A 22,987-nucleotide genomic window follows, 5' to 3' on the forward strand; every position below is an offset into this window, starting at 1 on the left:
GACGGGAGTGATGCATGGACGGTTCCATCCCCGCCTGGGCTCAGTCGCGGTTCGGCGAACACGCCGCGGCGATCCAAGGGGCAATATGGCGGGCCCTCAGCGAGACGGCTCAGGGAGTTGCTGACATCCGGGCAGCCTCACGGAACAAGAAGGGCTTCGCTCCTGGCGGTGAACGTGCTGTCGACCAGTTTGAGCTCCTGGTCGGAGAACTGGAGGAGCTTGGGATTGAGGGCACCGAGGTCATCAGCACGGGCTCCTGGTACGGCTTGCCTCTCGTGCTGAACACGCTCATCTATCCGGTCCATACACAGAACGGGGACGAGCACGCAGATCGCTGGCCTCGTCGGAGGTTGTCGAAGCTGATGAAGGAGATCTTCGCTTCGACAGCGGCCGGTCGGAAGTGGGTAGCCGATCCCATCAGCGGCTTCGAGATCGAGGACCAGCTCCGTGCTTCGCTAGCCGATCTCGCAGGGCGTGACCCGAGGCCGCGCTTGGTGCTTGTTGTCTATGAGTTGGATCGTTCAGGGCTGAAGCGCATCTGGTGGGGAGAGGCTGAGCTCCGGAATGAAGCGGGCGCTATTCGATGGCTGACAGAGCGTTCGCCACTCGTAGCCCCACTCGCCCCCCCGCTTGCTCTTGTAGCCGACCAGACAGGAGATGATCGGTTCGACTCGGGTGACTTGCCAGACTTGCCGATGGCCGACAGGCCCGACGAGGAGCAACACTCTGAGCAGCCTCTGCCCACCGAGCAAGCCGACGAGACCGACGACGACGCCGTAGAGAGTGATGAGAACTGATCATCCAACGATCCCCGGCCTTGGTGGCGTGTCCCCCAAGGCCGTCTGGGATGCGTTCCACCCGCCTCGCCTCACACAAGCCCGCCAGCTAGCAGGCATGACCAAGAAGGACGTTGCCCAGGGCATCGGTGTCTCCCCTGCCGCTGTCGGACAGTACGAGACAGGCAGTAGCAAACCGCGGCCAGATCTTCTGCCTCGATTGGCTGATGTCCTAGAGGTCCCGATCGAGTTCTTCCTCGCGGGTAGGCCGATCGGGAAGCTGGACACCTCCATGGCTTATTTTCGCTCGTTGCGGTCTACGAGCGGGGCACAGAGGAGTCGGGCACTTGGCCTCGCAGGGCAGGTATGGGAGTTGACTTTTGCCCTGGAACGTCGCGTTCAACTACCTCTTGTCAATCTTCCCGGATTCACTGGTGGCGAAGTGCATCCGGGGACCGATTTGTCTTCTGACGCCAGAGAAGCCGCACATGAGCTTCGCGCTTACTGGAACCTCGGCCGAGGGCCCGTCAAGCACTTGGTGCGACAACTTGAGACTCATGGAATCGTAGTCTCCGTTCCGCCCGAGGCCGATGAAACTGCAACTAGAATTGATGCATTTGCAACTTCAGGTCTACCTCGTCCGCTCATGGTACTAACCCGCAATCGCGCCGATGATGTGTACAGGCATCGGTTTAGCGCAGCACACGAGTTGGGTCACTTGGTCCTACACTCTTCCTCCACTGGCGACAATCAACAAGAGCGAGAGGCCGACGCTTTCGCGGCCGAGTTCCTCACCCCACGAGCAAGCATCCTCCCTCTCCTGCCACACAGAATGGACCTAGCGCAACTCGCTGACCTGTCACGCACCTGGGGCGTCTCAGTCAAGTCCCTGATCTATAGGTGTCGTGAGCTCGGCCTCGCATCCGATGCCACCGCAAGCCGCGCCTACCAAAGACTGAATGCTTTGTCTGATCAGTCAGGCTTCGCGCCGGAACCCGTGGCACATTTTCCTGGCGAACAGTCAATCATGCTCCAAAGAGCCTTCGAGCTCGCGCAGAAAAATCAAGGGCTAACAATTCGAGAATTGGCGAAGGAGTTGGCTTGGAAGCCAGAACGGGTCCGGGAGATTCTCGGGGTCCGAGAATCTCGACCCATCCTTCGCCTGGTTGACTGATCCGAAGGGGACCAGTTTCTGCAGATTTAACTGGACAAACCGGTCCCGGTTTCTAATCCCACCCATCCAGCGACACGTGGGGACCGTCGGTGAGGTGCCGGTGGAGGGCGCTGGCAGTTGTGTCCACGAACTCTTTGGGGATCGCATCCGTATCGACCCACCGGACCTGCGCATGTTTACGCGGTTCGCGATTCGTGGGTTCCCCGGTCCATTCGTAGGCGACGAAGACGACCGTGAGGAAGCCATTGGGAGCTTCTACGCCCCAGGCGCCGTGGATGATGTGGGCGACCTTCAGAGTCTCTGGCTTCACGGTCAGGCCAGTCTCCTCATACAGCTCGCGTACGGCGGTCTCCGTGATGGGCTCGCCGGGCTCGCTCTTGCCGACGGGAAGGTCCCACATGCCCTGGGCGAACTTGGCGTTCTGGCTGCGCTGGAGGAGGACGACACGGTTGGTGGCGCGGTCGTGGACGATGACGGCGGCGACCAGCAGGGTCATGGATTCGAGGGCGGGCGGTAGGGCTTTGGGCTGGTCGTCGGTTGTCCGCTGAGCCACGGTTACGTCCCTTCATCGGCCGGTTGGTGGGCAGCTTAGGCCAGTGCTTCGCGTGCGCGGCGGGCGAGTTCGGCGGCTCCGGGCACTTTGCGGCGCTGGTAGATGGAGAGGGTGGAGCGGAGTGAGGTGATCGCCTTGCGGGTGCGGTCGGAGGTCATGCCCTCCATCAGGGTCAGGGCCTGGGACCAGGCGGCGACGGCCTCATCGGCGCGGGCCTGGGCGGCGAGGCTGTCACCGAGGTCGGCGTAGGTGAGGGCGTGGACGCGCTTGTACTTCTCGGGGTCCCAGCGCACCAGGGCATCGCGGTGTTGTTGTTCGGTGCCGACGTGGTCGGCGAGGTCAGTCAGGGTGCGGGCGGTGTGGCTGGCGACAGTGCCGGCGGCCGGGCCGCTGACGCGGGAGTAGCTGGGCTGGGGGCCGTCGTCACCTAGGAGGGCGTCTTCGGCGGCGAGCAGAGCGCGGGCCGCTGCGGACTTCTCGCTGACCGCGGCGTAGGCGCGGGCGTGGGTGATGTGCAGCAGTGCCTCGGTCTGGCCGTCGACGTGGCCGAGGCCGCAAGTGAGTGCGCCTTCCACGAGGTCGACGCAATGGTGGGGCTGTTTGAGGCTCAGTGCCTGGTGAGCGAGGGCGCGCATCATCCAAGCGGCGTGACCGCGTGGGTCGGCTTCGCAGGCGAGTTGGTAGCCGACCTGGTAATAGCGCTGCGCGGCTCCTTCCTGGCCGAGGTCGTGGTGCTTCCACCCTGCGAGATACGCGAGTTCAGCGACAGCGCCGAAGGCCGCTTGCCGTAGGGCTTCGTTCGGGAAGCGGCCGCGGAGCATGGGGGCGGCGGTGTCGGCGAGGTAGGCGGTGACGGTGGTCAGGCCGTGGCCCCCGCCGAGGCGTTCGTCAGCCGCGCTGAAGGCAGCGGTGATCTGCCGTACGACATCCACATCCTCCATCCCGACCACCGAGCTGCCGGTGCGGGCCCGCAGCATGCGGGCGGTGGCCTCGTGGTCGTAGAAGAGCGGCATCGCCACGCCAGCCGTAGTGAAGGCAGCCACGGCAAGGAAACGGCGGCGCTCGACGTCGGCACGGCCCAGATCGGTGGCGGCCAGAACAGGATCGGGCTCCTCTGCCACCGCAGTTTCGGGTGCGCGAAGGCCGATCTCGACCGAGGTGATGGTGCGGCCTGCTCGGCGGGACAGCGCCTCACTGAGGTACTGGCCAGTTCGTCCGGTGGGCTGGCGGGTGCCGTTCACCCAGTGGGAGACGGCTGACTTGTTGGTCTGGAGGATCTCGCCGTTCTCGGCCGCGATGCGCCGGATGTCCTTCGCCAGAGCCTCGTAGGTGCAGCCAATCGCCTCGATGACGTCACGCAGGCGGGAGTTGGGGCCTCTCGGCGCTGCCACGATCGCCTCCGCTCCAGAGCTGTAAACCGCGTATACCGCTTCAACTGCCTCTCACCGTACCCACTGTGCGTGACGGAGGGTTCACTAAACATCAGCCGCCCGGCCCCGGTCCAACGCCGTGACCAGGCTCCCCCTTCGGTCGGGCGGCTCCCCGAAGTTCCGTACGCCTACATCCGGTTCGGGCACTCGTGTGCCCGAACTTGGCCGATCAGAGACGGAGACACGGTGACCACCATCGACACCACGGCCATCACGGTCGTACTGCCCGAGGCGTTCGACGAGCGCTGGAGCCGCCTGCCCGGCGTCCAGGTCGACGGCCGGCGCATCACCATCGACCCGGCCAAGTACTTCTTCCGCTTCGAGTCCGGCACGTGGCTCGTCGCCGACTGGGAGCTGATCAAGTCCCAGCTCCTGGAGTTGGAGGAGACCACCGAGAGCGCGGTCGAACAGCTCGCGCTGGACTTCATCAAGACGCACGCCGAGTCCACCTCGGACGCCGCTCGCGTGCTGTCCGCCGCATACGAGGTGTACGCCTACCTGTTCCGCGACGAACACCTCGCCGACCTCGGCCTACCGCAGATCACCACCGAGCACCTGCGGATGCTGCGCGAGGCGGCCACGCTGATGGCGCTGAACAAGGTCGAGTTGGACGGGCACATCTCCAACGTCGGCCCGTGCTGGTTCTTCCCCGCCGCCACCTCCGTGGTCTTCGACCTGGACGACGAGATGGGCGGCATGCTCGACGAGGTCTACCACGGCGGCTGGTTCAACGAGCACCGCCGCATCGAGTCCATCAAGGCCCACGCCGCCCTCGGTGGCCGACTTGTGCACGGCTGCCAGTCCGTGCCGGACCAGTCCGGCGGCGTCGTCGCGCCCTACGGTGCGTCGATGACCAACTTCCGCGACGACCTCGCGGCCTTCAAGTCCGGCTGGATCGAGCAGGTCTACGCCCATCGCGTGAGCCCTGCCGCATAGCACCACACCGCACACCTGGCTCCGGGGCGGGCCGATGCATCTCACCCGTCCCGGACGCCCCCAACCTCCCTGGAGCCTCCACGTGACCGCAAACCCCAGCGCCGAACTCCTCGACAACCTGCTCACCATGGCCAGCCGCACCAGCGCCGCGCGCGAGGAGGTGCGCGTGTGGTCCATGTCCGGTGTCGAGCGCCTGACCTTCCCCGACGCCACCACCGCGATCTTCAAGTACGCGAAGCGGCCCTTCGACAGCGAGGATCAGGCCCTCCGTCTGGCGCATACGCACGGCGTCCCCGTCCCTCAGGTCCACGCTTCCGCCGTCCTGAACGGCTGGCTCGGCATGCTCGTGGAAGACCTCGGCCCCACCGTCCGCGACGCCGACGACCTCGACGGCACCGCCGCGGCAGTGGTCCTGCACGGCACCCGGACAGCTCCCGCCCTACCCGTCCTCGACCAGGCCCGCCTCCGCACGTTGCCGAACCGGGCCCTGGACCACCTCGCCCGACTCCGCAAAGCCGAGCGCTGGCAGGATGCGGACGACATCGAGGACGCGCTCGACCGGATCGCCCAGGCTGCCGAAGCCCGCTCGGCCGGTGCCACAGTGGCGCCATTCGGCTGGGTGCACTCCGAGTTCCATCCCACCAGCCTCCACGTCGGCCAACACGGCTGGCGGCTGCTGGACTTCGCCCGCGCCTTCACCGGTCCCGGCCTGCTCGACCTCGCCAGCTGGCATGGCACCCTCGACACCCCCGACCCCGTACGCCTCCGTGTCTTCCTGGAGCAGTACGTCACCGCCGGCGGCACTCCCGACGCCCTCACCCGGCGCGGCGGGCTCACCGCCGAGAACTGGGCCCTGGGATGGCACCGCATCTGGGCCGTCGAGTGGTTCATGGAACAGTCCATCCGCTGGATCAACGACCCGGCCACCGACCCCGCCTACCTCAAGGCAGTACGCCGCCACCTCACCGACGTCCTCCACCTCCTGGAGGTCTGACGTGCTCGCCCAGGCTTCCCCGTGGTACGTCCACGCCCTCCAACGCACCACGGCCAGCCCCGCCGAGCCGCTGTCCGTACCCGCGCAAATGGAATGGACCACGAGGCCAGGCAGCGGCCCCGGAGCCGAGATCCTGGGACCGGAGCTTCGCCGCAAGCGGCTGCTGGAACTCGGCTGCGGACCCGGGCACAACGCCGCCCACCTCGCCACGCGCTACGGCGCCCAGACCACCGGCGTCGACCTCGTCGGCCTCCAGGTCCGCCGAGCCCGCTCGCACTACGGCCGACTGAACAACCTGGCCTTCGTCGCCGGCCATGCCCTGCACTACCTGCAAGCCTCCGACGAGCATTTCGACGCCATCTACTCCGTCTTCGGGGCCATCGGCCTGGTCGCCCCCGAACTCATACTTCCGGCCATCGCCCAGCACCTCAAACCCGGGCGCACCCTCGCCTTTTCCGTCCCCCACCCCCAGCGCGGCGGCCTGCGCCCCGCCACCGACGACCGGCCCCGCCAGGACTACGTCACCCTCCCCGACCGCACTCGACTGCCCATCGCACGCTGGGACTTCGACGCCGACCGCTGGGAGAAACACCTCGCCCACGCCGGCCTCTGGCTCACCTCGGCCCAAGAGTTCCACGACGCCTGCCACGGAGGCCGTTGGCCTACCACCCTCCTGATCACCGCGCGCAAGCTCTGACCCCCAACCCGCCCCCTGGGAGAATCCGATGCGCCCGCCCTACCTGCTCCTCGACATCGACGGCGTCCTCATACCCTTCCCGGATGCCGATGGCACCACCCCGGCCACCCACGGCTGCCACGTCGTCGTTCCTACCGGCCGCAGCGCCGATGACCCGGTCACCATCTGGCTCAACCGGGCACACGGCCCTCTGCTCATGCACGTGATCCGAACCGGCCTGGTTACCCCCGTCTGGTGCACCAGCTGGCGCCAGGACGCCACCGCACTCATCGGCCCGCTCCTTGGCCTCCCGCCCCTCCCCTACGTCGACCTCCCACGTCCCCAGATCACCACCAGCCACCCCAACGGCTACCTCTGGAAGCGCGACCACGTTGACGCCTGGCTCGGCGACTCACCCGCCATCTGGATCGACGACGACTTCACCAGCCTCGACCACGAATGGGCCGTCGAACGCACCGCCCACGGTCAGGCGACCGCACTGATTCAGCCTGATCCCCATGCCGGCCTCCTGATCGAACATCTGGTCGAGGCTTTGGGTCGGGCCGCGCTGTTGCCCATCGCGCTGACCGCTGCCTCCGACTCTTCGTGCGAAGCGGGAGCCGCGTAGAAGAAGACGAATGAAGCGTCTGGTGCCTACCGGCGAAGGCGGTGCTGCTGATCGGCAGGTGGCGTCGCCACCACTGAGGACTGGGGGTTACTGCTCTGTTGGATGGCAACCGGGCCTGCGATGGTGGAGCGTCGGCGGGCGGCTTCGGCGCGGCGGTTGGGTGCCGGATTTCGGCCAGCGTGCTGAATGCGGGTGATGAGCACACGGGCCGGCTGGCGGGCGGTGGTCAGCTCGCGCTGAGCAGCGGCTTCCTTGAGGAGCTGGTGGGGCTGGTGGCCGCGGGCTTCGGCGTCGGCGAGGACGGTGGCGAGCGCTGGCCATACCGGGTCGGTGAGGATGCGCTCGGCGTGGTCGGGGACGGCTGCTCGTACGTCGTTCACGAGAACGCGGCGGGCTTCCTCCCCGGGCGGCCGGGCTGCGAGGTCGGCGAGCGTCGGGGCGAGGGCGCGGTCAGCGGCTGCCTGGAGGTGCTGGACGGCCTGGCGGGCGGCGTCGGCCTGGTGGGCGTGGTTCTTCGCTTCGTGCCAGCGCCTGGCGACGATGGCAGCCCAGACGAGGGCTGCGACCAGGGCGGCGAGCGCGCTGCCGTCGGGGCCGGTGGCGGTGTGGACGATGTCGCGGGCCGCGCTGCGCAGCGCGTGGGCGGCGCGGTCTTCCGCCCGGATTTGGGAACGCTGGGCTCGGGCGAATGCCTTGGCGGCGGCTTGGAGTTCGGTGCGCAGGTTGGCGGGTGCGTTCTGGGCGGTGGCTTCGAGGAGTTCACCGAGGGCGGTGATGTGAGCTTGGGCGTGTGCGTCGTCGGCGAGGTCGGCGTGGAGGGTGTCGATGGCGTCGGCGGCCTGGTGCCACGGGGTGCTTGGGTGGTCGCGGCGGGCGGTGGGGTGTTCTTCGGGCCGACTGGATTCGAGGCGGGCCTTGATCTTGGGCAGGGAGAGGTCCGGGGAGATCTTGCTTCCGGGGTAGTAGATCTGCTCGCCGGCCTCGTTGACATCGCTGGGGCGGCCGACCACGTAACCGAGGAGGTCGCCTGACGGACCGCGCCGGACCTGGACCTCCACGCCACTGGCTTCGAGGTAGGCGATGAATTCCTCGGCATTGGTTGCGTGCGGGATGGCTGCGCGGATGCGGTCCTGGAGCCACTCGGGGCTGGGCTGCTCCCAGCCGAGGCGCTGTGCCTTGTGCATCTCGGCCTGAGTGGGGCGGCGGGCGCCTGCGCGGTCGCCCTTCTTTAGGCGGCGCAGCCCGTAGTCCTTCTCGATCTCGCGGCAGGCGTCGCCGACCCGGATGCCGCTGTCGTGGAGTTTGGAGCGGCGGCCGTCTTCGCGGACGGTGGTGGCCAGGATGTGGATGTGGTCATCCGCGTGACGTACGGCGATCCAGCGGCAGGCCAGGTCGTCACCCGCGGGGGCGATCCCGGCGGACTGGACGATGCGCTGGGCGATCTCGCCCCACTCGGTGTCAGAGAGGTAGCGGTCCTCGGGAGCGGCACGCACAGGGCAGTGCCACACGTGGTCGGTGACCTTCTTGCCGAACTCGCTGTTGCGCAGCCGGACGGGCTCGTCGAGGTAGCGGGCGAGTTCGGTGAGGGTGGCGTTCTCGTCGCGGCCGGGGTCGGGCATGCCGAGCATGGCGAACCCCGCAACAATGTGCGGGTCGAGGTGTTCGTCATGGTCGCCGGGGCCGTAGAGGTAGGCGAGCAGGCCGCGGGTGTTGCATCCGGCCGGTTTGATGGCGGCGATCACGCGGATGCCTCTGTCTCCGGGTCGGCGTGCTGGCGCAGGGCCTCGGCGATCAGCTCCAGCAGGTCGTGGAGTTCGGTCAGGCGCTGGCGGATGTCGGGTGGGGTGTGGTCGCTGTTGAGGGCGCGGGCGATCTGGTTGACGTTCACGCCGATCCGGTTGAGCTGGCGCAGGACCTGGGCGCGGAAGACGTGGGTGCGGCGGCGGTCCTCGGACAGGGGCAGGTTGGCGGTGAACCGGCCGGTGATGAAGGCGAGGACGATGTCGGCAGCGAAGCCGGAGTCGCCCTTGTAGCCGTGCTGGGCGGCTGCCTCCCGGAGCTGGGTGTGTTCGTCGCCGGTGAAGCGCAAGGGGCCGACGCGGACGAGGCGCTTGGTGCCGGTGAAGCGGCGGATCGTGGGCTCGACGCTTTTCACGACAGGCTCACCGCCGACGCTCTCAGCGGTGTCGGTGGCGCGTACGGGGCGCAGAGTCTCGCGCTGGACGGTGTGGAGCGTGTCCTCGTCGGAGCCGCCCTCGGCCTCAACGTCCTGGCCTGGCGCCCCCTGGCGCTGGGCCGTCTCCGCCACCCCCGGGGCGGAGATCCCCGAAGTCCGGCCTTGAGTCGGACTCGGGGTACTACTGGCTCCGCCCGGGGTAGGTCGTCCGAACGCGCGGCGCCAACGGTCCGTCAGCGTAGGGGACTGCGTCAGCGGCGGCAGCTCGTCGGGGGCGTTCTCGGGGTGGAGCGGGTCGTGCGTCATGGACGGTTCTCCGGAGAGGGGTGGGGAGGTCACGCTGGGCACCGCGGAGATCAGATGGAGTTCGGACGGCTGCCGCCTCGTCCACAGGTGTGGACGATCGCGCGTTGCGCCGGGCGGTGACCGGCGAGCCGGGTGTCCGGAAGGGTTCCGGTCACCCGGCGGCGGTTCCGGTCAGCCGTCGGCCCGATCGGTCTCGGCTGCGGCTTCGAGTTCGGCCCGGAGGATGTCCATCACCTCGGTCAGCCGCTTACTGCCGACCGTCAGCCCTTTGTCCTCAACCGCCGTCCGGACAACGGCCCGGGTGAGCTTGCCCTGCTCAGCGGCAGCAGCCCGGCCGATCTCCACGAGTACCTGGAGTGGCGCGCCGGGCGGACGGCCGCCGCGCAACTTGCCCGCTGCGGCATCGGCGGGCGATTCCGGCGACTGGACGGATACGGCCGCCGGCAGCTCAGTGATCTGGCCGGGCTCAACCAGCAGACCGGCAGGCCGGACGTAGTCGACCGGAGCCTCGCCGGACTGGCCGACTGCGGTGGTCGACGGCTCGGTGAGGTGGACGGATGTGGTGGCCGGTGGTTCCGGCACCTGCGCTGCATCGGGGGCCGAATGGTCGACAACAGGCTGCGCCACGAGTTCGTGGATCTGCCGCATCAGCACGCCGAAGGCCACCATCGCGGCGGCCGGGGGAACCGCGGCGACCACGTAGTCGAGCAACGGGACACTGCCGACGTCGCGAGTGCCGGTCACCCCAGCCACGTTGAGCCCGATGGAGCCGAAGGACCCGATGGCAGTGACGCCAATGGCCCATCGGTCGGTGACACGGCGTAGGCCCGCACGGAGCATGAGCAGCTCGCCCGCGACGATGAACGCGTCCAGCGTCGCGGGCCACGCCCATCGGCGGGCCGGCGAGTCGCGGAGTCCGTGCTGGGCGGCGACCTCGGCCAGGTGTGCATAGGAGAGCCAGAACGCACCTGCGGTAAGAGCCACGATGACGATGCCGGCCATACGGAGCACGTACTGCTCCGCAGCCAGCTTCGTCTTCGTCGGCTGCTCCTGACCGGGCTGGTCGTTCAGCGGCGGATGGTCTCGGCGACGGGACACGAGAGGGATCCTCAAGCGGGGTACTCCTGGGGTAGTCGCGTGGTGTGCGTCTTTGGCGTCTTGGCCGTTGCAGGCGCAGGTCACAGCGGGTACGGCAACCGCCTCGGCCCTCCGTCCTGGCAGGCGCTGCCGACGTCCTGTTCCGAGAAGGAACAAGCGCGGGATGTCCTGGCGGGCCCGGTGTCGGTGTGGCCGTGCACCCGGTCGGGACGGTGGCGTTGCGTCTACCGTCCCGGTGGGCAGGGCTGCGACCTGCGGCGATACGGCAGGACGGCGGCGGACGGCGCAAGACGGATACGGGCGGCGTCTTGGCGGCAGGGCGCGATTGATGATCGCGTTCCCGTCTTGGCCCCGGCTGCCGTCTTGCCTTAAGGCGGTGTGACCTGCGAGATCACGGCAGGGACGGCAAGTACGGCAACCGGGGGCGGGCCTCAGTCCTTGCCGTGAGTGGTGTCGGCGTCGACGGGGTGGACGGCGGGGCAGTACCGGCGCCAGGCATCGAGGAATTTGTTGCGCATGTACCCCTTGCGCTGGGTCCGGTCGGCCATGCGCACGTTGCCAGGCTTGATCTCGAACTCGCGGAGCATCCTGCTCAGCTCGCGGGCGGTCAGCCCGCCGCGTCCCCACTCCGCCCACGGGGCCTCGGGGTCCTGGCGCAGGTGGTGGAGGAGTTCCTCGGTGGACAGGCTGTCCACCTCGCGGTGGGCATAGAAGACCCGGCGGATGTCGGCGAGAATCCGCGCACCGCTCGGGTGGTCCTCCTCGGCCGCCGCTTCGGCTGCGACCATCCGAGCACAGACGACCCGCGCCAGCCGAGGCCAGTGCCCGCCTGCCAGCTCGGCGACGATGACGAGGGGTTCCCATGTGTCCGCGGCACGGTCCTCGACCGGCATGTCCGGCTCCAGGCCCGCGGCCTCGTCCAGCAGCGGCTTGGCCCACTCGGCGATGCGGTCGCGCAGCTCATGCAGGGTCGGGATGTCACGCCGCGACCGGAAGGGCTTGACCTTCTCGCCCTCGGCCCGGCGCCGCATGCGGATCACTATCGCCCGGTCCATGACTGTGTCGGGCAGGTCTCCGATCCCCGCGATGGCCGCCATGGCGAAGGTGGCGAAGCGGTGCGGGGTGTGGTCGTTGCCGACGACCCGGGTGACGTACCGGTTGCGCTGGTGGCCGGCGTTGAGCAGGCCGCGCATCTCCTCGTTCTTCTCGGCCATCTTCGGTGTGCCGAAGATGGTGTCGGCCTCGTCCACCAGGAGTGTGGGCGGGTTCTCCTCGGTGATCGAGCGGAAGATGGCCGCCGGTGTGGTGTTGATGGTGAGCATCGGTTCGTGGACCGTCTCGGTCAGCACGTCGAGGAGACGCGACTTGCCGCATCGCTTCGCGGGGCCCACTACCGCCAGGCGTGGGGCGTGCTGCCATGCGGACTGCAGGTGCGTCGCCACCACCCACAAGGTGATCGCGTCGAGGGCCTCCTGCGAGGGCGGGATCACGAACTGGGCGATCTGCGCACGCAGTTCGCCCAGCAGCTTGGAGCCGTGGGTCGTCTCCGCATCGGGTATCGCTTCCAGGCCACTCGGCGTCTTCGCCTCGTCGGTGCTGCGGGCGTCCGCATCACCGCTGGGCCGCGGATCGGCGTCGTCAGCCTGCGTGGCGCGCAGGTGGGCGCCGGGTCGGCCGGGGATGGCCGCTGCGGGCCAGATGGCCTGCGCGGGGGCGGAATAGGGTTCGGGGTTCTCGGGTTGCACTCGGCAGCTCCTCGTCTGGCGGTGGCGGGCTCGCACGCCCTTGCCGCCGGGTTGGTTCTTCCAGGGCCGTTCGGGGTTGCTCGGGCCTCCGGCGTTGCACCGCCGGGGGCCCACCCCTTTCTCACGAGCGTCAGGCCATCGCGAGGGAACACGGACCGTACGTCCACGCCCGGCAACAGTCCAGCGTTTCTGTGTCAGCTCAGCGCAGAATGGTCTGCTATGGCTCCCCGCTCTCACGCGGCCAGGCCCAGCAGTGCCAACAGGTCGGCGGTCACCACCCGGTAGGCGTTGCCCAGCCGCAGCACCTTGCACGGGTACTGGCCGCGCTTCGCCAACTCGTACCCCTTGCTCCGTCCAAGCCCAAGCGCCCGGTTGCCGGTATCCAGGTCAACGGCAGCGGGAAGCTCAAGCAGCTCCTCGCGGCTCATGCCCTTCACGCGGCCGACGGGTGCGTTCTCGCGCATACGCGCTCCATCCATGACTGAGCCCTCGGCGAACACGGCGATCGCGCTCGTCTCCAGGCCATGGAATCAACGCTAGGCAAGTTAATGTGTCTTCATGACACAACGCCGTTCCGACCATGGATATGAGGAAGACAGCGAGGTCGACGACCTCGAATGGGAGGACCACGTGATGGCCACCGTGGCCGGCGAGGTCCGCAGACGGCGGAAGGAACTGCGGTGGAGCGCACAGGATCTGGCCGACAGGTGCGAGGAGGTCGGCTACCCGATCCCCCGCAACGTGATCGCCAACATGGAGTCCGGCCGCCGCGCCGTCCTGCCCCTGGTCGAGGTCATGGTCCTCGCCAAGGCCCTGCGCATATCCCCGATCAGCCTGATCTACCCCGTCGGCTACGTCGACGAAGTCCGCCAACTCCCCTACGAAGACCCGCAACCGGCCTGGGACGCCGTGCAGTGGTTCACCGGCAACTCGCCGGCTGCAGACGCCACCGACCACATGCTCGACCACTTCCTCGCCCACGACCTCGAACTCCGCGCGGCCCTGGCCGCCGTGGAGAGCGAGGACTACGAACGCTGGAAGGTGAAGACCGCGCCCAACCGCGTCCAACGGGAAGCGGCCGAGCGCGCCCTGGCCCGGTACACCGACCAGGCCGCCAACGCCAAGCACGAACTGCGCCGCCACCGCGACGCCATCCGCGAAGCCGGTGGTACCCCACCCCACCTGCCCTCGCAGCTCGACGACGTCGACCCGCCCGATACCGACACCACCGAGGAGAACGATCTTTGAAGGGTTCCACCCACCGCCGCTGCTACTGCCGCGACCCTCACACCGGCAAACCGCTCGGCAAGAAGTGCCCCAAGCTCTCCAGCCGCAAGCACGGCTCGTACTCCATACGTCAGGAACTCCCGCCCCGCGAAGACGGCACCCGCCGCTCCTTCAGCCGCGCCGGCTACGAATCCCTCAAGGACGCGCAGGCCGACCTCGACCACATCCGCTCCTTGCTCACCCTCGCGGAGAAGGACGACCCGGACAGCCTTCAGCGCCTCGTGGACATGCTGGAGGAGGTCGCGGTCGAGAAGGCCCCGCTCCCGGCCATCGAGGAGACCCGACGCCGTCTGAGGGCCGGCCTGGCCCTCCGTGGCAGCCTCGCCGTCGGCGAGTGGCTCGACCAGTGGTTCGCCGCGAAGAAGCGCCGCAAGACCACGCTCAACGGCTACGCCTCCCACATCCGCGTCCACCTGAAGCCGCGCATCGGCCACGTACGCCTCGACCGCCTCAGCGTCGGCCACTTGGTGGAGATGTTCGACGGGATAGCCGACGACAATGAGGTCATCGCGGCCGAGAACGAGGCACGCCGCGAGCAGATCGCCCGCTGCAAGCCGAGCAAGCCCGGCCGCCCCGTAGGAGCCGAGCGGAAGTTGCTCGCGGCCGAGCGGGCCAAGCTGGCGGAGATGAAGCCGTTCCGGAAGATCACCGGCCCGGCGTCCCGTCAGGCGGTCCGCCGCACACTACGTGCCGCCCTCAACTCCGCAATCGCCCAGCAGCTCATCACCTTCAACCCGGCGTCCCACGTCGAGTTGGAGTCCGGCAAGCGCCCGAAGCCGCTTCTCTGGACCGATGAACGAGTCCGGCGCTGGCGCGAGACGGGTGAGGTCCCCGGCCCCGTGATGGTGTGGACCCCTCAGCAATTCGGCGCCTTCCTCGACGCGGCCGAGAACGACCGGCTGTACGCGATCTTCCACCTCATGGGTACCCGCGGCCTCCGTCGCGGCGAGGCGGTCGGCCAGGACTGGCACGAGATCGACCTCGACGCCGGACTCATCACCCCTGCGAAGGAGATCGTGGTGGACGGCTGGGACCCCTACGAATCCGAGCCCAAGACGGACGGCAGCGCCAACACGATCGCACTCGACAGCACGACCATCTCCGAACTGCGCGACCACAAAGCCCGCCAAGAGAAGGAGCGCGTGCAGTGGGGCGACGCCTGGCAGGACACCGGCAAGGTCTTCACGAAGGAAGACGGCTCGTGGCTCCACCCGGGGACGGTCTCCGAGACCTTCCGCCGCATCCTCGCCACAACCGATCTGCCGCCCATCACCCTGCGGGACCTACGCCACGTCGCCGCGACGCTCACGCACGGAGGCGGCGGTGACATACACGCGGTGAAGGAGACCCTCCGGCACTCCACCATCACGCTGACCTCGGACACGTACACGAGCCTGCTCCCTGAGCTGGACCGTGAAATCGCGGAGAAGGCAGCGAAACTAATCCCTCGGTCGCGTCCGACAGCCACCGATTCGTCTGCCACGGAGTGACTGAAAACGCCAGTTGGTTCTGACTCGGTTGCCCAGCAGCTACGAGAGACACCGGCCGTCCGCTCCGTTGGCGGTGTAGGCCCGCATTCATCGAGTCCGGGGCGGAGCAGCGCGGCGTCGCATCATTCTTCGAGGCGTTGCAGTCGTACTGCGCGATTGTCGCCGTGGGTGGCGAGACCGTCGGTAATGCGCTGGAGAGTCGCTCTGCTCACGGGGGGAAGACTCGGCAAGGCGTGCAGGGTCTCCAACCACTGCGGGAGTCCCCAGGAGCGTGAGGCGATGACGGCGTACTGCCCGTCGATCAGTTCGTTGATCCATTGCAATCCGATGGTGGCTTGCCAAGGCGGTTGGGCCGTCTCGATCAGGCCAAGAAGTGCGTCGACGGTCTCGGGGGTGCCTCGGGCGGTGGGTATCCACCGAGCGATGAGAGGAGAGAGGGATTCAGGGCTGATCCAGTCGCGGCCTGCTGCGGCCAGGCTGGCAGCGGGGTCGTTGTCTGTGATGTCCGGCTGCGGGCGAGGGATGAGGCCAGCAACGGCCTCGCTATCCCAGTGGCTGTCAGTGCGGGGGGCGACGCCAACACCAATCGTGTCGAGGACCGTTTGCATCACGGATGGCCAGACTCGCGGCAGAGTACGGCGCAGGCTGGTGTCGTAGGTGTACAGCAGCGAAAGATCGGTAAGTAGCTCGGCCAGGGCCCGGGCCTGGGTGGTAAATGCCTGGAGATGCTCGTTGAGAGGATCGCAGGTCCCGTCGCCAGCCAGAGTGAGAAGTACCCGGGCGATCTGGCGACGGCATTTGGTGAATGTGGCGGCGTCATACCCTTTGGCTGCCCAGCGGACTGCGCCTGCGCGGTGCGCGTCCCAGAGCGCGTCGAGAAGCCGCTGCGCGCGCGGGGCGATGCAGCACTGCGCGCGCACAGCATCAGCGGCGGCGGTGATCGGTCCGGCGAGCCGGTTGACCAGAAGCTGGTCGGCCGTCGCTGCTCGCAGTGCGCGAGGGAGCGGGCCAGTGAGCGGTTCGATAGCGCGCTGCTGCAGATCTGGGTCCCACGGGCCGATCCGGCACTCGCGCAGCCCGGCCTCGACCGCATCCCAAGCTATCTGGTGCCGGCAGCGGCTGCGGACAGAGCCGTTACCGCGCAGTGTCGGCCAGAAGCGGAGCCGTGGTAGCCATCGCCTGCCTTGATGTGGGCGGGTGTCGCAGGGGGCCCTCCAGACGCGGGCCAGACCCAGCGGGAGAGCAGATCGCACCTCGTCGAACAGGCTGGTTGCGCAGCGGGTCAGGGCCTGTTCGAGGGCATTGGATTCGATGCGTGCCGTGGCGAAGGCGGGCAACAGCAGGAGCGGCACAGCGATCGCGGCTGAGCGGTCGGCGCCCATGGGATACAGGCTCGACATGGCAGCGTACGCGTCCTCGTGCGGGTGCAGGGCGGCGTCGAGCACCAGTTTGGCGGCCCAGTCGATGACATCCTCGGCAAGGTCGATGTGTCCGTCGGCATGCGCGACCATGGCGGCTGTAGCGGTTCCCACCATGGGGTCCATGGGGTACAACGACCCCTGCGCGGGCGGATTGGCGGCGAGCGTCTGGGCCAGTTCCAGATCTGGGGCGAGGGTGTCGAGCGGAGCTGACCTGTCTTCGTTGATGGCGTACGTCATCAACAGCCGGGTCGCTTGCTGGCCTCGTGCGAGTTCTGCATTCTCGGCGGCGAGTCCTGCGACAACATCGGGGGGCGGTTCGTAGTGCAGCCCGTTACGGCCGTCGCCCAGTTCGACGAAATGATAATTGTGTGCCTGCAGTCGGCCCGCCCACCCTTTGATCATCGCAAGGGTGCTGCTCTCAGCGCCGATCTGCTCCCCGAACACCTCGTCACCGGCGTGGCGCAGCAGTTCGTCCCCAAGCCCGTGGAGGACGGTAAGACGCTCCTGGTTTCCGTTGAGAAGGGCCGTGACCGTCACGTGTGTGGACACTTCGAGGAAACTCAAGCGGCGTCTGTCACGGCCTGTGACATCGGCTGAGTCTGGGCCTTGGACGTGAAGGTTGTTCTCGGCCACTGCGCGGAGGGTCTCCAAGTGCCAGATTTCCGGTCGGCTCAGCCAGCAGTCCAGCTCCGTGCCAGCACGCTCCAGGTGACGTACCAGCAGGCCGACGACGAGACCGGGCATGGCCAGGTTCCCGCAGCCGCGCAGCAGCAGCCCAGTGACCTTGCTCATCGGCAGACCGAACGTCTCGATCAGATGATCGGCGAACATTTCGACAGCGAGGAGCGCGCTCATGCACGGGTACGGGCCGATGCTGGTGCCGCGGTACCAGGACCATACGTGCTCATCTCCGACGCACAGTCGACGACCGGTTCCGGGGAGATCGAGTTCCAGTCCCTCCGGCCCCCGTTGCTCATAGCCGGTCGAGAGGGAGGCAGGGCGCCCGACACGCGTCGCGGCAGCGTGGTCCAGTAGACGGTGGATCATCTGGAGAGTCTCGGTCGGCTTCACGGCGAGGAGAGGGAAGAACGGGCCGAAGTCCCACCTCGCCGTCGGTCCGAAGGCCCCGGACCTCCGGGTGTGTCCGCGTACTCCCTCGTCCAGGGGGTCGTACTGGGAGTACCAGGGGTCTCCGGCGCGAGGCGTTTCGATGTAGTACGCCTCGGTAAGCGACAGCAGCAGTTCCGAGCGGGTACGCGACATCGACCGTGCGACATGCTCCGACTCAACGGCGGGTGCCAAGAAGCCGCCGCCGTCTTCGGCGAGGGCGTGCAGGAAGCCTTCCGCTCGGGCGTCCAGGTCCGCACCGAGCATCGCGATCGCCTCGACGGCGAACTCGTCGTATTGTGCCGGTTCGGCATCCAGCAGCACATCGCGGACCTGCTGGCGAAGCGGAAGTGCCTCGGCGTTTGCGGCGGCCAGGCCGCGGAGCCAGGCCAGCACCATCTTCCGTACCAAGGAAGCGATACCGGGCGATGTGTAGGGGCCGTCCCCGTTGCCCGGGTAGAGGCCAGTGCCGTACGTGAGTTCCACGAGGGGCGCCAGGATCACCGGGTCACCGACTCCGTGGCGGCTGTGCCCGTCCAGGGCGAGGCGGAGCAGCAGGGCCAGGCGGTCCGCGGGCTCTTCGGTGAGGGCGGGCCAGGCGGCGGCCAGGGCCTCGGCAGCCGAGCCGAGGGTGAGCAGTGCCTCGAAGGGAAGTTCGCCCCACCGGTCACCGTGGTCGACCGCGAGGGCGTCGAAGACCTGTTGGAGCCGGTGTCGCGCCGGCTCGCTGTCCGAACCGGCATCGGCGAGTGTCGCCTGGCAGGCCAAGCGCACTGCGCGCAGTGTCCACCGCGGGGTGCCAGCGGCTTCCAGCAGCTCCCAGCCATCAGTGAGCAGGAGATGGGCGACCGCAAGGTCACGGACGAGGTCGCTGGCGAAATCGTCGGCGGGCCTCCATGCACGGTGCGGGCCAGCGGGGAGCAGGAGCCCGTCCGAGCGTAGGGATGGCAGGGCCGCCGGATCCGGTGCCGCAAGAGGCGCGGAGTCGGGCAGCAGACGTCGGCGGGCGAGAGCGACCATCGCCTGCTCCCTGTCATCGGGCGATGGACCGCCCGCAGGTGCGTCTTCGCCGCGGCGGACTAGCCGGCTCCAGAGCGCGGCGAATACGTCCGCCTCCGAGAGTGCGCCATCAGGCAGCTCCTGCGCGGCATCGGACCGCAGCAGCAGATCGACCAGTCCCGGCCGACCCAGCAGCCAGGCCGCGCGAGGCTGTTGCCCGAAGCGAGCCACGGCGGGGAACGTCTGGGTCAGTTCCTCTGTCTCGGCATCAGTAAGCCGCGGTACCTCGTGCTCGGCGGGCCGCGAGTCGGAAAGGGCCAGTTCTAAGGTGTCGGCAGCGTGTCGCAGGGTGTCTGACACCGCCCGTGCCGCGTCGGTCCGGGTTACCGCGGCCACCCCGAATCCAGCTCGCAGAGCGGCAGCCGCCAGGTCCTTTAGCAGTGGCCCGCGGCCTTCCAGCACTGCTTCCGCGCCGTCGATGACCAGCAGCCGAACCGGGATGGCTTCCGCCTCTTGCAGGACTTCACTCAGGGGTGCGCCGAGTTCGGATTCCACGGCGGTCACGGAGGAAGGCAGGTCCCGCAGGTCAACGCATGCCACAGTGGCATCGGCCTGCCTCAGGTCCTCCACTGCGCGCAAGGTGAGCGCGGACTTGCCGACGTCCGGCTCACCGAGGATGACCAGCGTGCTGGGGCCGGAGGCGGCTTCGGTGAGTCTCTGCACCAGGTTATGGCGGGCGCTACTGCGATCGAGTTCAAGGTGACTGTGCACGTCGGTTAGGCGTGGGCGGGTGTGGTCACGCAGCATCCCGGCATACCGGTCAAGGATCTTCCAGGCGGGGCTGGATGGCGGGGCTACGTCCGGCAGGTCTTCCGGGGCCAGGCTGCATCCCAGCGTCGCCTCCAGCTGTCCGAGCTCGTGTGCGGAGAGCTGTCTGGCCCAGCGGTCGACTCTGTGCGCGGCGAGGCGGCCGGGGCCGTCGGCGAGGTGGTGTTTGCCGATGATGCCGATGATTCTGCCGCTGCTGAACACGGCAGCACCCGACATTCCTTCCCAAGGGGAGGTCTGCGGGTCCGGGGACGCGGCGGGTGGGGTGACGGTCAGGTCGAGAGTGCCTTCGCGTCGGTTGGAGAGCGCCGCGCAGGTGGCGTTGATGTGTTCGGAGTCCCGGTAGAGCGTGCCGTCTTCGTCATTACGGAGTTTGAAACGCGGGAATCCGGTGGCGCTGCAGTGCAGTTCGACGTCGCGCTCGTCGACCCGGGCGAAGATGGAGGGCGTGAGATGCCCTGTGTCCCTGTCGGTGCCCGGGAGAGTGAGGACGGCGGTGTCGATCGCCAGATGTGCCCATTCCACCGTTGCTTCGGCTGTCCGCTCGCCGGGCTGGTCGGCGTCGAAGCGGACTCGGATACCGGTCGCGTCTGCGACGACGTGAGCTGCGGTCAAGACCTTGTCGGCCGATACGAGGTAGCCGGAACCACGGCGGCCCCGACCATCCGGCAGAGTAACGAGAATCTCCGCCACGCGTTCGGCTCGCAGCCCGGCCATGCCCACCATGTCGCGGTCAGCGTTCGCCGTCGGCCTCATCCCCCGCGATCAGGACAGCCCGCTGTGTCCCGTCCGGCGCCACCAGCTTCGGCTGCAGAGTAAGACTGATCCGGTGCGTCTCCGACGTGGCGATTTTGCCGCCCGCGTTCGCCTCGACGACCCAGAATCGGACCTTCCCTCCCGCCCCGGCCTCACGGTCCACCGCCACGCTCGTCTCGACCTCCACCGGGCCAAGCTCAAACCGGACCGGACCAGCCGCGCCGTCCGCCATCGCGGTGTTCAGCTCCTGCCGCAACTGCCGGATCATCTCAGACAGTTCGATCACGCTCTGCTCCTCGCTACCGCGCCACTGCCGCAAAGCATAGTGGCGACCAGCCCAAGCAGAGTCGGCCTGCCGGGGATGAGACCGAGGCCGAACGTGCCTGGCCCGGAAGGACGCTGGCAGGTCTGAGGGCGGTCCCGAGCCTGGGCGGCGGCCTTTCCAAAGCGCCTACTTCGGTGACATCTATAAGGTCCGATCGGCGCTGATCTCCAGGCCGCGATGCGTGAAGATGATGTTCCGGACACGTTCGACGCGTTGTAGCGGCGGGCCCCACCAAGTTCATCGTCCCCGTGAGGGCATACGCCCGGGACGACGTCTTCCCGTCGGCTCTGTTCCCCGGCACCGTCTCCCCACCACCACCGAGGGGGCTGCCGTCACGGGCACATCCGCTCACGCATCGCTCACGCACAGGCCCGCAAACGAAGCAGCGCCCGACCCGACCGAAGTCGGCTCAGGCGCTGCACAGCAGGTCAGGGGTCATCTCCCCCGCCCGCATCCGGTAGGCCGTGTGGGACTCGAACCCACAACCAATGGATTAAAAGTCCACTGCTCTGCCAATTGAGCTAACGGCCCAGGCGATGTTGCCTCCCCGAGCATAGCCGGACGGAGGCGTCTCGCCGATCGGGTATCGGGTCGTGGCCGCGTCGTGTGGCAGAAGTGGGGCGGTCGGTCAGAGATCGACCAGTTTGGCGGTGTCCTCGGGGCGTGCCGTCCGGTCCGGGTTGAGGAACCAGTGGCGGGCCGATGCCTGCCACCAGATCGCGGCGAAGCCGAGGACGGCCAGCACGGCGACCGGGGCGTAGTTGAAGGACTTCCAGGTGACCGGGGAGACCTGCGGGAGCATGAAGAGAACGGTGATGACCACCACCCACGCCACCGAGATCACGCCTATGACCAGCGACCAGCGGCCCAGGTGCCAGGGCCCTCGCTCGAACGCGTCGCCCTTCCGTACCCGCAGCAGCGTCGGGATGACGTAGGCCACGTACAGGCCGATCACCGCGATCGAGGTCACGGCGGCGTAGGCCGTGTAGTTGATCAGGTACGGGAGGCCCAGCGCGAGCGCCGCGAGGGCCGCCAGCCAGACCGCGGCCACGGGAGTGCGGGTGCGGGGGCTGACCGTGTGCCAGACACGGGAGAAGGGCAGCGCGCCGTCGCGGGAGAAGGCGTAGATCATGCGGCTGTTGGCCGTCACCGAGGCCATTCCGCAGAAGAGCTGGGCACCGATCACGACGAGGAGCAGGAGCTTGCCGGTCGTGGCGCCGAGCGCGTCCAGGAGGATCTGGGCCGGCGGCGCGCCCGTCGGGGACGCCAGCTCCTTGTCGTACGACTGGATGGCGAACGTGAAGCCGAGGAGGAGGACGAAGCCGGCTATCCAGGAGGTCCAGATCGAGCGGACGATGCCCTTCGGGCCCGCTGTCGCCGCGTCGTGGGTCTCCTCCGTCATGTGGGCCGAGGCGTCGTACCCCGTGAAGGTGTACTGGGCCATCAGGAGGCCCAGGAGGACGACGTAGGGGCCGCTGCTCCAGCCCGTCTCGTTCACGAACTTGGTGAAGACGAAGGACGTCGACTGGTGGTGGTCGGGGACGAAGGTCAGCGCACCGACGATCACCAGGACGCCGATCGCGTGCCACCACACGCTGACGCTGTTGAGGATGGCGACGATACGGACGCCGAAGGTGTTGAGAAGGCCGTGCAGGACCAGGATCGCCGCGAAGAGGAGGATGGTGCGGCCGGGGGTGACCTTGAAGTCGAACTGGAGGTTCAGATAGGCCCCCAGGAAGGACGCGGCGCCGAAGTCGATGCCCGCCGTCACCGCGACCTGGCCCAGCACGTTGAACCAGCCCGTGAACCACGCCCAGGCGGCCGCGCTGCGGGGCGGGGCCAGCCGGTGGGCCCAGAAGTAGAGGCCGGCGGAGGTGGGGTACGCCGAACAGATCTCGGCCATCGAAAGGCCTACGAAGAGGGTCATCAGGCCTACGGCCATCCAGCCCCAGGTGATCACGGCCGGGCCGCCGGTGATCATGCCGAAGAGGTAGAGGGTGAGACAGCCGGAGAGGACCGAGATGATCGTGAAGGAGACCGCGTAGTTCGAGAAGGCCGACATACGGCGGGCCAGGACCTGGGTGTAGCCGAGCTGGGCCAGCCGTTCCTCGTCGGAGAGCGGCGTGCCTGTCGCGTCATCTGTCATGCCCCCAGCGATTCCCTCGCCTGAGGCGTGACATGCATCACAACTTGGCCAGAAAAGCCCCTTGAAACCCCGCCGTCCGCCCCCGATCGGCACCGGCCCGCCGAAGGAACCATTGCCCTTGCCGCCATGGCGGTGA

18 protein-coding genes and 1 tRNA gene are annotated in these 22,987 nt (G+C 68.0%); 8 read left to right on the forward strand and 11 right to left on the reverse strand.

Annotated features, from left to right (window positions below; all coding sequences use genetic code 11):
- Positions 1–14 precede the first annotated feature (14 nt).
- Both ACWGKQ_RS22965 and ACWGKQ_RS22970 read left to right on the forward strand, forming a co-directional pair.
- Positions 15–797, forward strand: coding sequence for a hypothetical protein (locus tag ACWGKQ_RS22965; RefSeq protein ID WP_453293811.1), 783 nt, complete (start codon positions 15–17; stop codon positions 795–797).
- Positions 787–1,950: a helix-turn-helix domain-containing protein gene (locus tag ACWGKQ_RS22970; protein ID WP_453293812.1), complete on the forward strand. Its 1,164-nt coding sequence runs from the start codon at positions 787–789 to the stop codon at positions 1,948–1,950. Before ACWGKQ_RS22965 ends, ACWGKQ_RS22970 begins: the two co-directional genes overlap by 11 nt.
- Positions 1,951–2,002: 52 nt before the next feature.
- On the opposite strand, the gene ACWGKQ_RS22975 is transcribed toward ACWGKQ_RS22970, so the two are convergent.
- Positions 2,003–2,503: an NUDIX domain-containing protein gene (locus ACWGKQ_RS22975; protein WP_453293813.1), complete on the reverse strand. Its 501-nt coding sequence runs from the start codon at positions 2,501–2,503 to the stop codon at positions 2,003–2,005.
- Between the two features lie 35 nt (positions 2,504–2,538).
- Entirely contained in the window at positions 2,539–3,894 is a 1,356-nt protein-coding gene (locus ACWGKQ_RS22980; protein WP_453293814.1) for a tetratricopeptide repeat protein, read from the reverse strand.
- A 225-nt stretch (positions 3,895–4,119) separates the two neighbouring features.
- On the opposite strand from ACWGKQ_RS22980, the gene ACWGKQ_RS22985 reads away from it, so the two are divergent.
- The 4 genes from ACWGKQ_RS22985 (at position 4,120) to ACWGKQ_RS23000 (ending at position 7,167) form a co-directional block, all read left to right on the forward strand.
- On the forward strand, positions 4,120–4,869 hold the full coding sequence (locus ACWGKQ_RS22985) for a hypothetical protein (RefSeq protein WP_453293815.1): 750 nt from the start codon (positions 4,120–4,122) through the stop codon (positions 4,867–4,869).
- An 82-nt stretch (positions 4,870–4,951) separates the two neighbouring features.
- The gene (locus ACWGKQ_RS22990; protein WP_453293816.1) at positions 4,952–5,863 is read left to right on the forward strand and encodes an aminoglycoside phosphotransferase family protein; all 912 of its coding nucleotides are present in this window, start codon (positions 4,952–4,954) and stop codon (positions 5,861–5,863) included.
- 1 nt (position 5,864) lies between these two features.
- Positions 5,865–6,560 (forward strand): class I SAM-dependent methyltransferase, encoded by a 696-nt coding sequence (locus tag ACWGKQ_RS22995; RefSeq protein WP_453293817.1) that lies wholly within the window; start codon positions 5,865–5,867, stop codon positions 6,558–6,560.
- A 28-nt stretch (positions 6,561–6,588) separates the two neighbouring features.
- Positions 6,589–7,167 carry a hypothetical protein gene (locus ACWGKQ_RS23000; protein ID WP_453293818.1) on the forward strand — a complete coding sequence of 193 codons (579 nt, stop codon included), beginning with the start codon at positions 6,589–6,591 and terminating at the stop codon, positions 7,165–7,167.
- Between the two features lie 26 nt (positions 7,168–7,193).
- Here ACWGKQ_RS23000 and ACWGKQ_RS23005 read toward each other — a convergent pair whose 3' ends face one another.
- The 5 genes from ACWGKQ_RS23005 to ACWGKQ_RS23025 all read right to left on the reverse strand — a co-directional run bounded on the left by ACWGKQ_RS23005 (position 7,194) and on the right by ACWGKQ_RS23025 (position 12,956).
- The gene (locus tag ACWGKQ_RS23005; RefSeq protein WP_453293819.1) at positions 7,194–8,909 is read right to left on the reverse strand and encodes a relaxase/mobilization nuclease domain-containing protein; all 1,716 of its coding nucleotides are present in this window, start codon (positions 8,907–8,909) and stop codon (positions 7,194–7,196) included.
- Positions 8,906–9,475 carry a MobC family plasmid mobilization relaxosome protein gene (locus ACWGKQ_RS23010; protein WP_453293820.1) on the reverse strand — a complete coding sequence of 190 codons (570 nt, stop codon included), beginning with the start codon at positions 9,473–9,475 and terminating at the stop codon, positions 8,906–8,908. Before ACWGKQ_RS23010 ends, ACWGKQ_RS23005 begins: the two co-directional genes overlap by 4 nt.
- Positions 9,476–9,820: 345 nt before the next feature.
- Positions 9,821–10,747, reverse strand: a complete 927-nt coding sequence (locus ACWGKQ_RS23015; protein WP_453293821.1) for a DUF2637 domain-containing protein — start codon at positions 10,745–10,747, stop codon at positions 9,821–9,823.
- A 431-nt stretch (positions 10,748–11,178) separates the two neighbouring features.
- Positions 11,179–12,492 (reverse strand): DUF3631 domain-containing protein, encoded by a 1,314-nt coding sequence (locus ACWGKQ_RS23020; protein ID WP_453293822.1) that lies wholly within the window; start codon positions 12,490–12,492, stop codon positions 11,179–11,181.
- A gap of 233 nt (positions 12,493–12,725) precedes the next feature.
- Positions 12,726–12,956 (reverse strand): hypothetical protein, encoded by a 231-nt coding sequence (locus tag ACWGKQ_RS23025; RefSeq protein WP_453293823.1) that lies wholly within the window; start codon positions 12,954–12,956, stop codon positions 12,726–12,728.
- A gap of 94 nt (positions 12,957–13,050) precedes the next feature.
- Here ACWGKQ_RS23025 and ACWGKQ_RS23030 point away from each other — a divergent pair, with 94 nt between their 5' ends.
- Complete coding sequence (locus tag ACWGKQ_RS23030; RefSeq protein WP_453293824.1) at positions 13,051–13,740, forward strand: helix-turn-helix domain-containing protein; 690 nt, start codon at positions 13,051–13,053, stop codon at positions 13,738–13,740.
- Positions 13,737–15,269, forward strand: a complete 1,533-nt coding sequence (locus ACWGKQ_RS23035; RefSeq protein WP_453293825.1) for a site-specific integrase — start codon at positions 13,737–13,739, stop codon at positions 15,267–15,269. Before ACWGKQ_RS23030 ends, ACWGKQ_RS23035 begins: the two co-directional genes overlap by 4 nt.
- Positions 15,270–15,391: 122 nt before the next feature.
- On the opposite strand, the gene ACWGKQ_RS23040 is transcribed toward ACWGKQ_RS23035, so the two are convergent.
- The 4 genes from ACWGKQ_RS23040 to ACWGKQ_RS23055 form a co-directional block, all read right to left on the reverse strand.
- Positions 15,392–20,350 (reverse strand): trypsin-like peptidase domain-containing protein, encoded by a 4,959-nt coding sequence (locus tag ACWGKQ_RS23040; RefSeq protein ID WP_453293826.1) that lies wholly within the window; start codon positions 20,348–20,350, stop codon positions 15,392–15,394.
- Positions 20,351–20,357: 7 nt separating this feature from the next.
- Positions 20,358–20,666 (reverse strand): trypco2 family protein, encoded by a 309-nt coding sequence (locus ACWGKQ_RS23045; protein ID WP_453293827.1) that lies wholly within the window; start codon positions 20,664–20,666, stop codon positions 20,358–20,360.
- A gap of 497 nt (positions 20,667–21,163) precedes the next feature.
- Positions 21,164–21,236 (reverse strand) — tRNA-Lys (locus tag ACWGKQ_RS23050).
- A 97-nt stretch (positions 21,237–21,333) separates the two neighbouring features.
- A complete protein-coding gene (locus tag ACWGKQ_RS23055) occupies positions 21,334–22,851 on the reverse strand; it encodes an amino acid permease (RefSeq protein ID WP_453293828.1) in 1,518 nt (505 codons plus the stop codon).
- Positions 22,852–22,987 lie beyond the last annotated feature (136 nt).

The sequence above is a fragment of the Streptomyces sp. NPDC054770 genome (assembly GCF_053611985.1).

What these genes read in the sequence shown, in the direction of transcription:
- ACWGKQ_RS23025 (WP_453293823.1), bottom strand. Translation starts at nt 12,956, where the DNA reads ATGCGCGAGAACGCACCCGTCGGCCGCGTGAAGGGCATGAGCCGCGAG.
- ACWGKQ_RS23040 (WP_453293826.1), bottom strand. Translation starts at nt 20,350, where the DNA reads ATGGTGGGCATGGCCGGGCTGCGAGCCGAACGCGTGGCGGAGATTCTC.
- ACWGKQ_RS22965 (WP_453293811.1), top strand. Translation starts at nt 15, where the DNA reads ATGGACGGTTCCATCCCCGCCTGGGCTCAGTCGCGGTTCGGCGAACAC.
- ACWGKQ_RS23000 (WP_453293818.1), top strand. Translation starts at nt 6,589, where the DNA reads ATGCGCCCGCCCTACCTGCTCCTCGACATCGACGGCGTCCTCATACCC.
- ACWGKQ_RS23055 (WP_453293828.1), bottom strand. Translation starts at nt 22,851, where the DNA reads ATGACAGATGACGCGACAGGCACGCCGCTCTCCGACGAGGAACGGCTG.
- ACWGKQ_RS23030 (WP_453293824.1), top strand. Translation starts at nt 13,051, where the DNA reads ATGACACAACGCCGTTCCGACCATGGATATGAGGAAGACAGCGAGGTC.
- ACWGKQ_RS22970 (WP_453293812.1), top strand. Translation starts at nt 787, where the DNA reads ATGAGAACTGATCATCCAACGATCCCCGGCCTTGGTGGCGTGTCCCCC.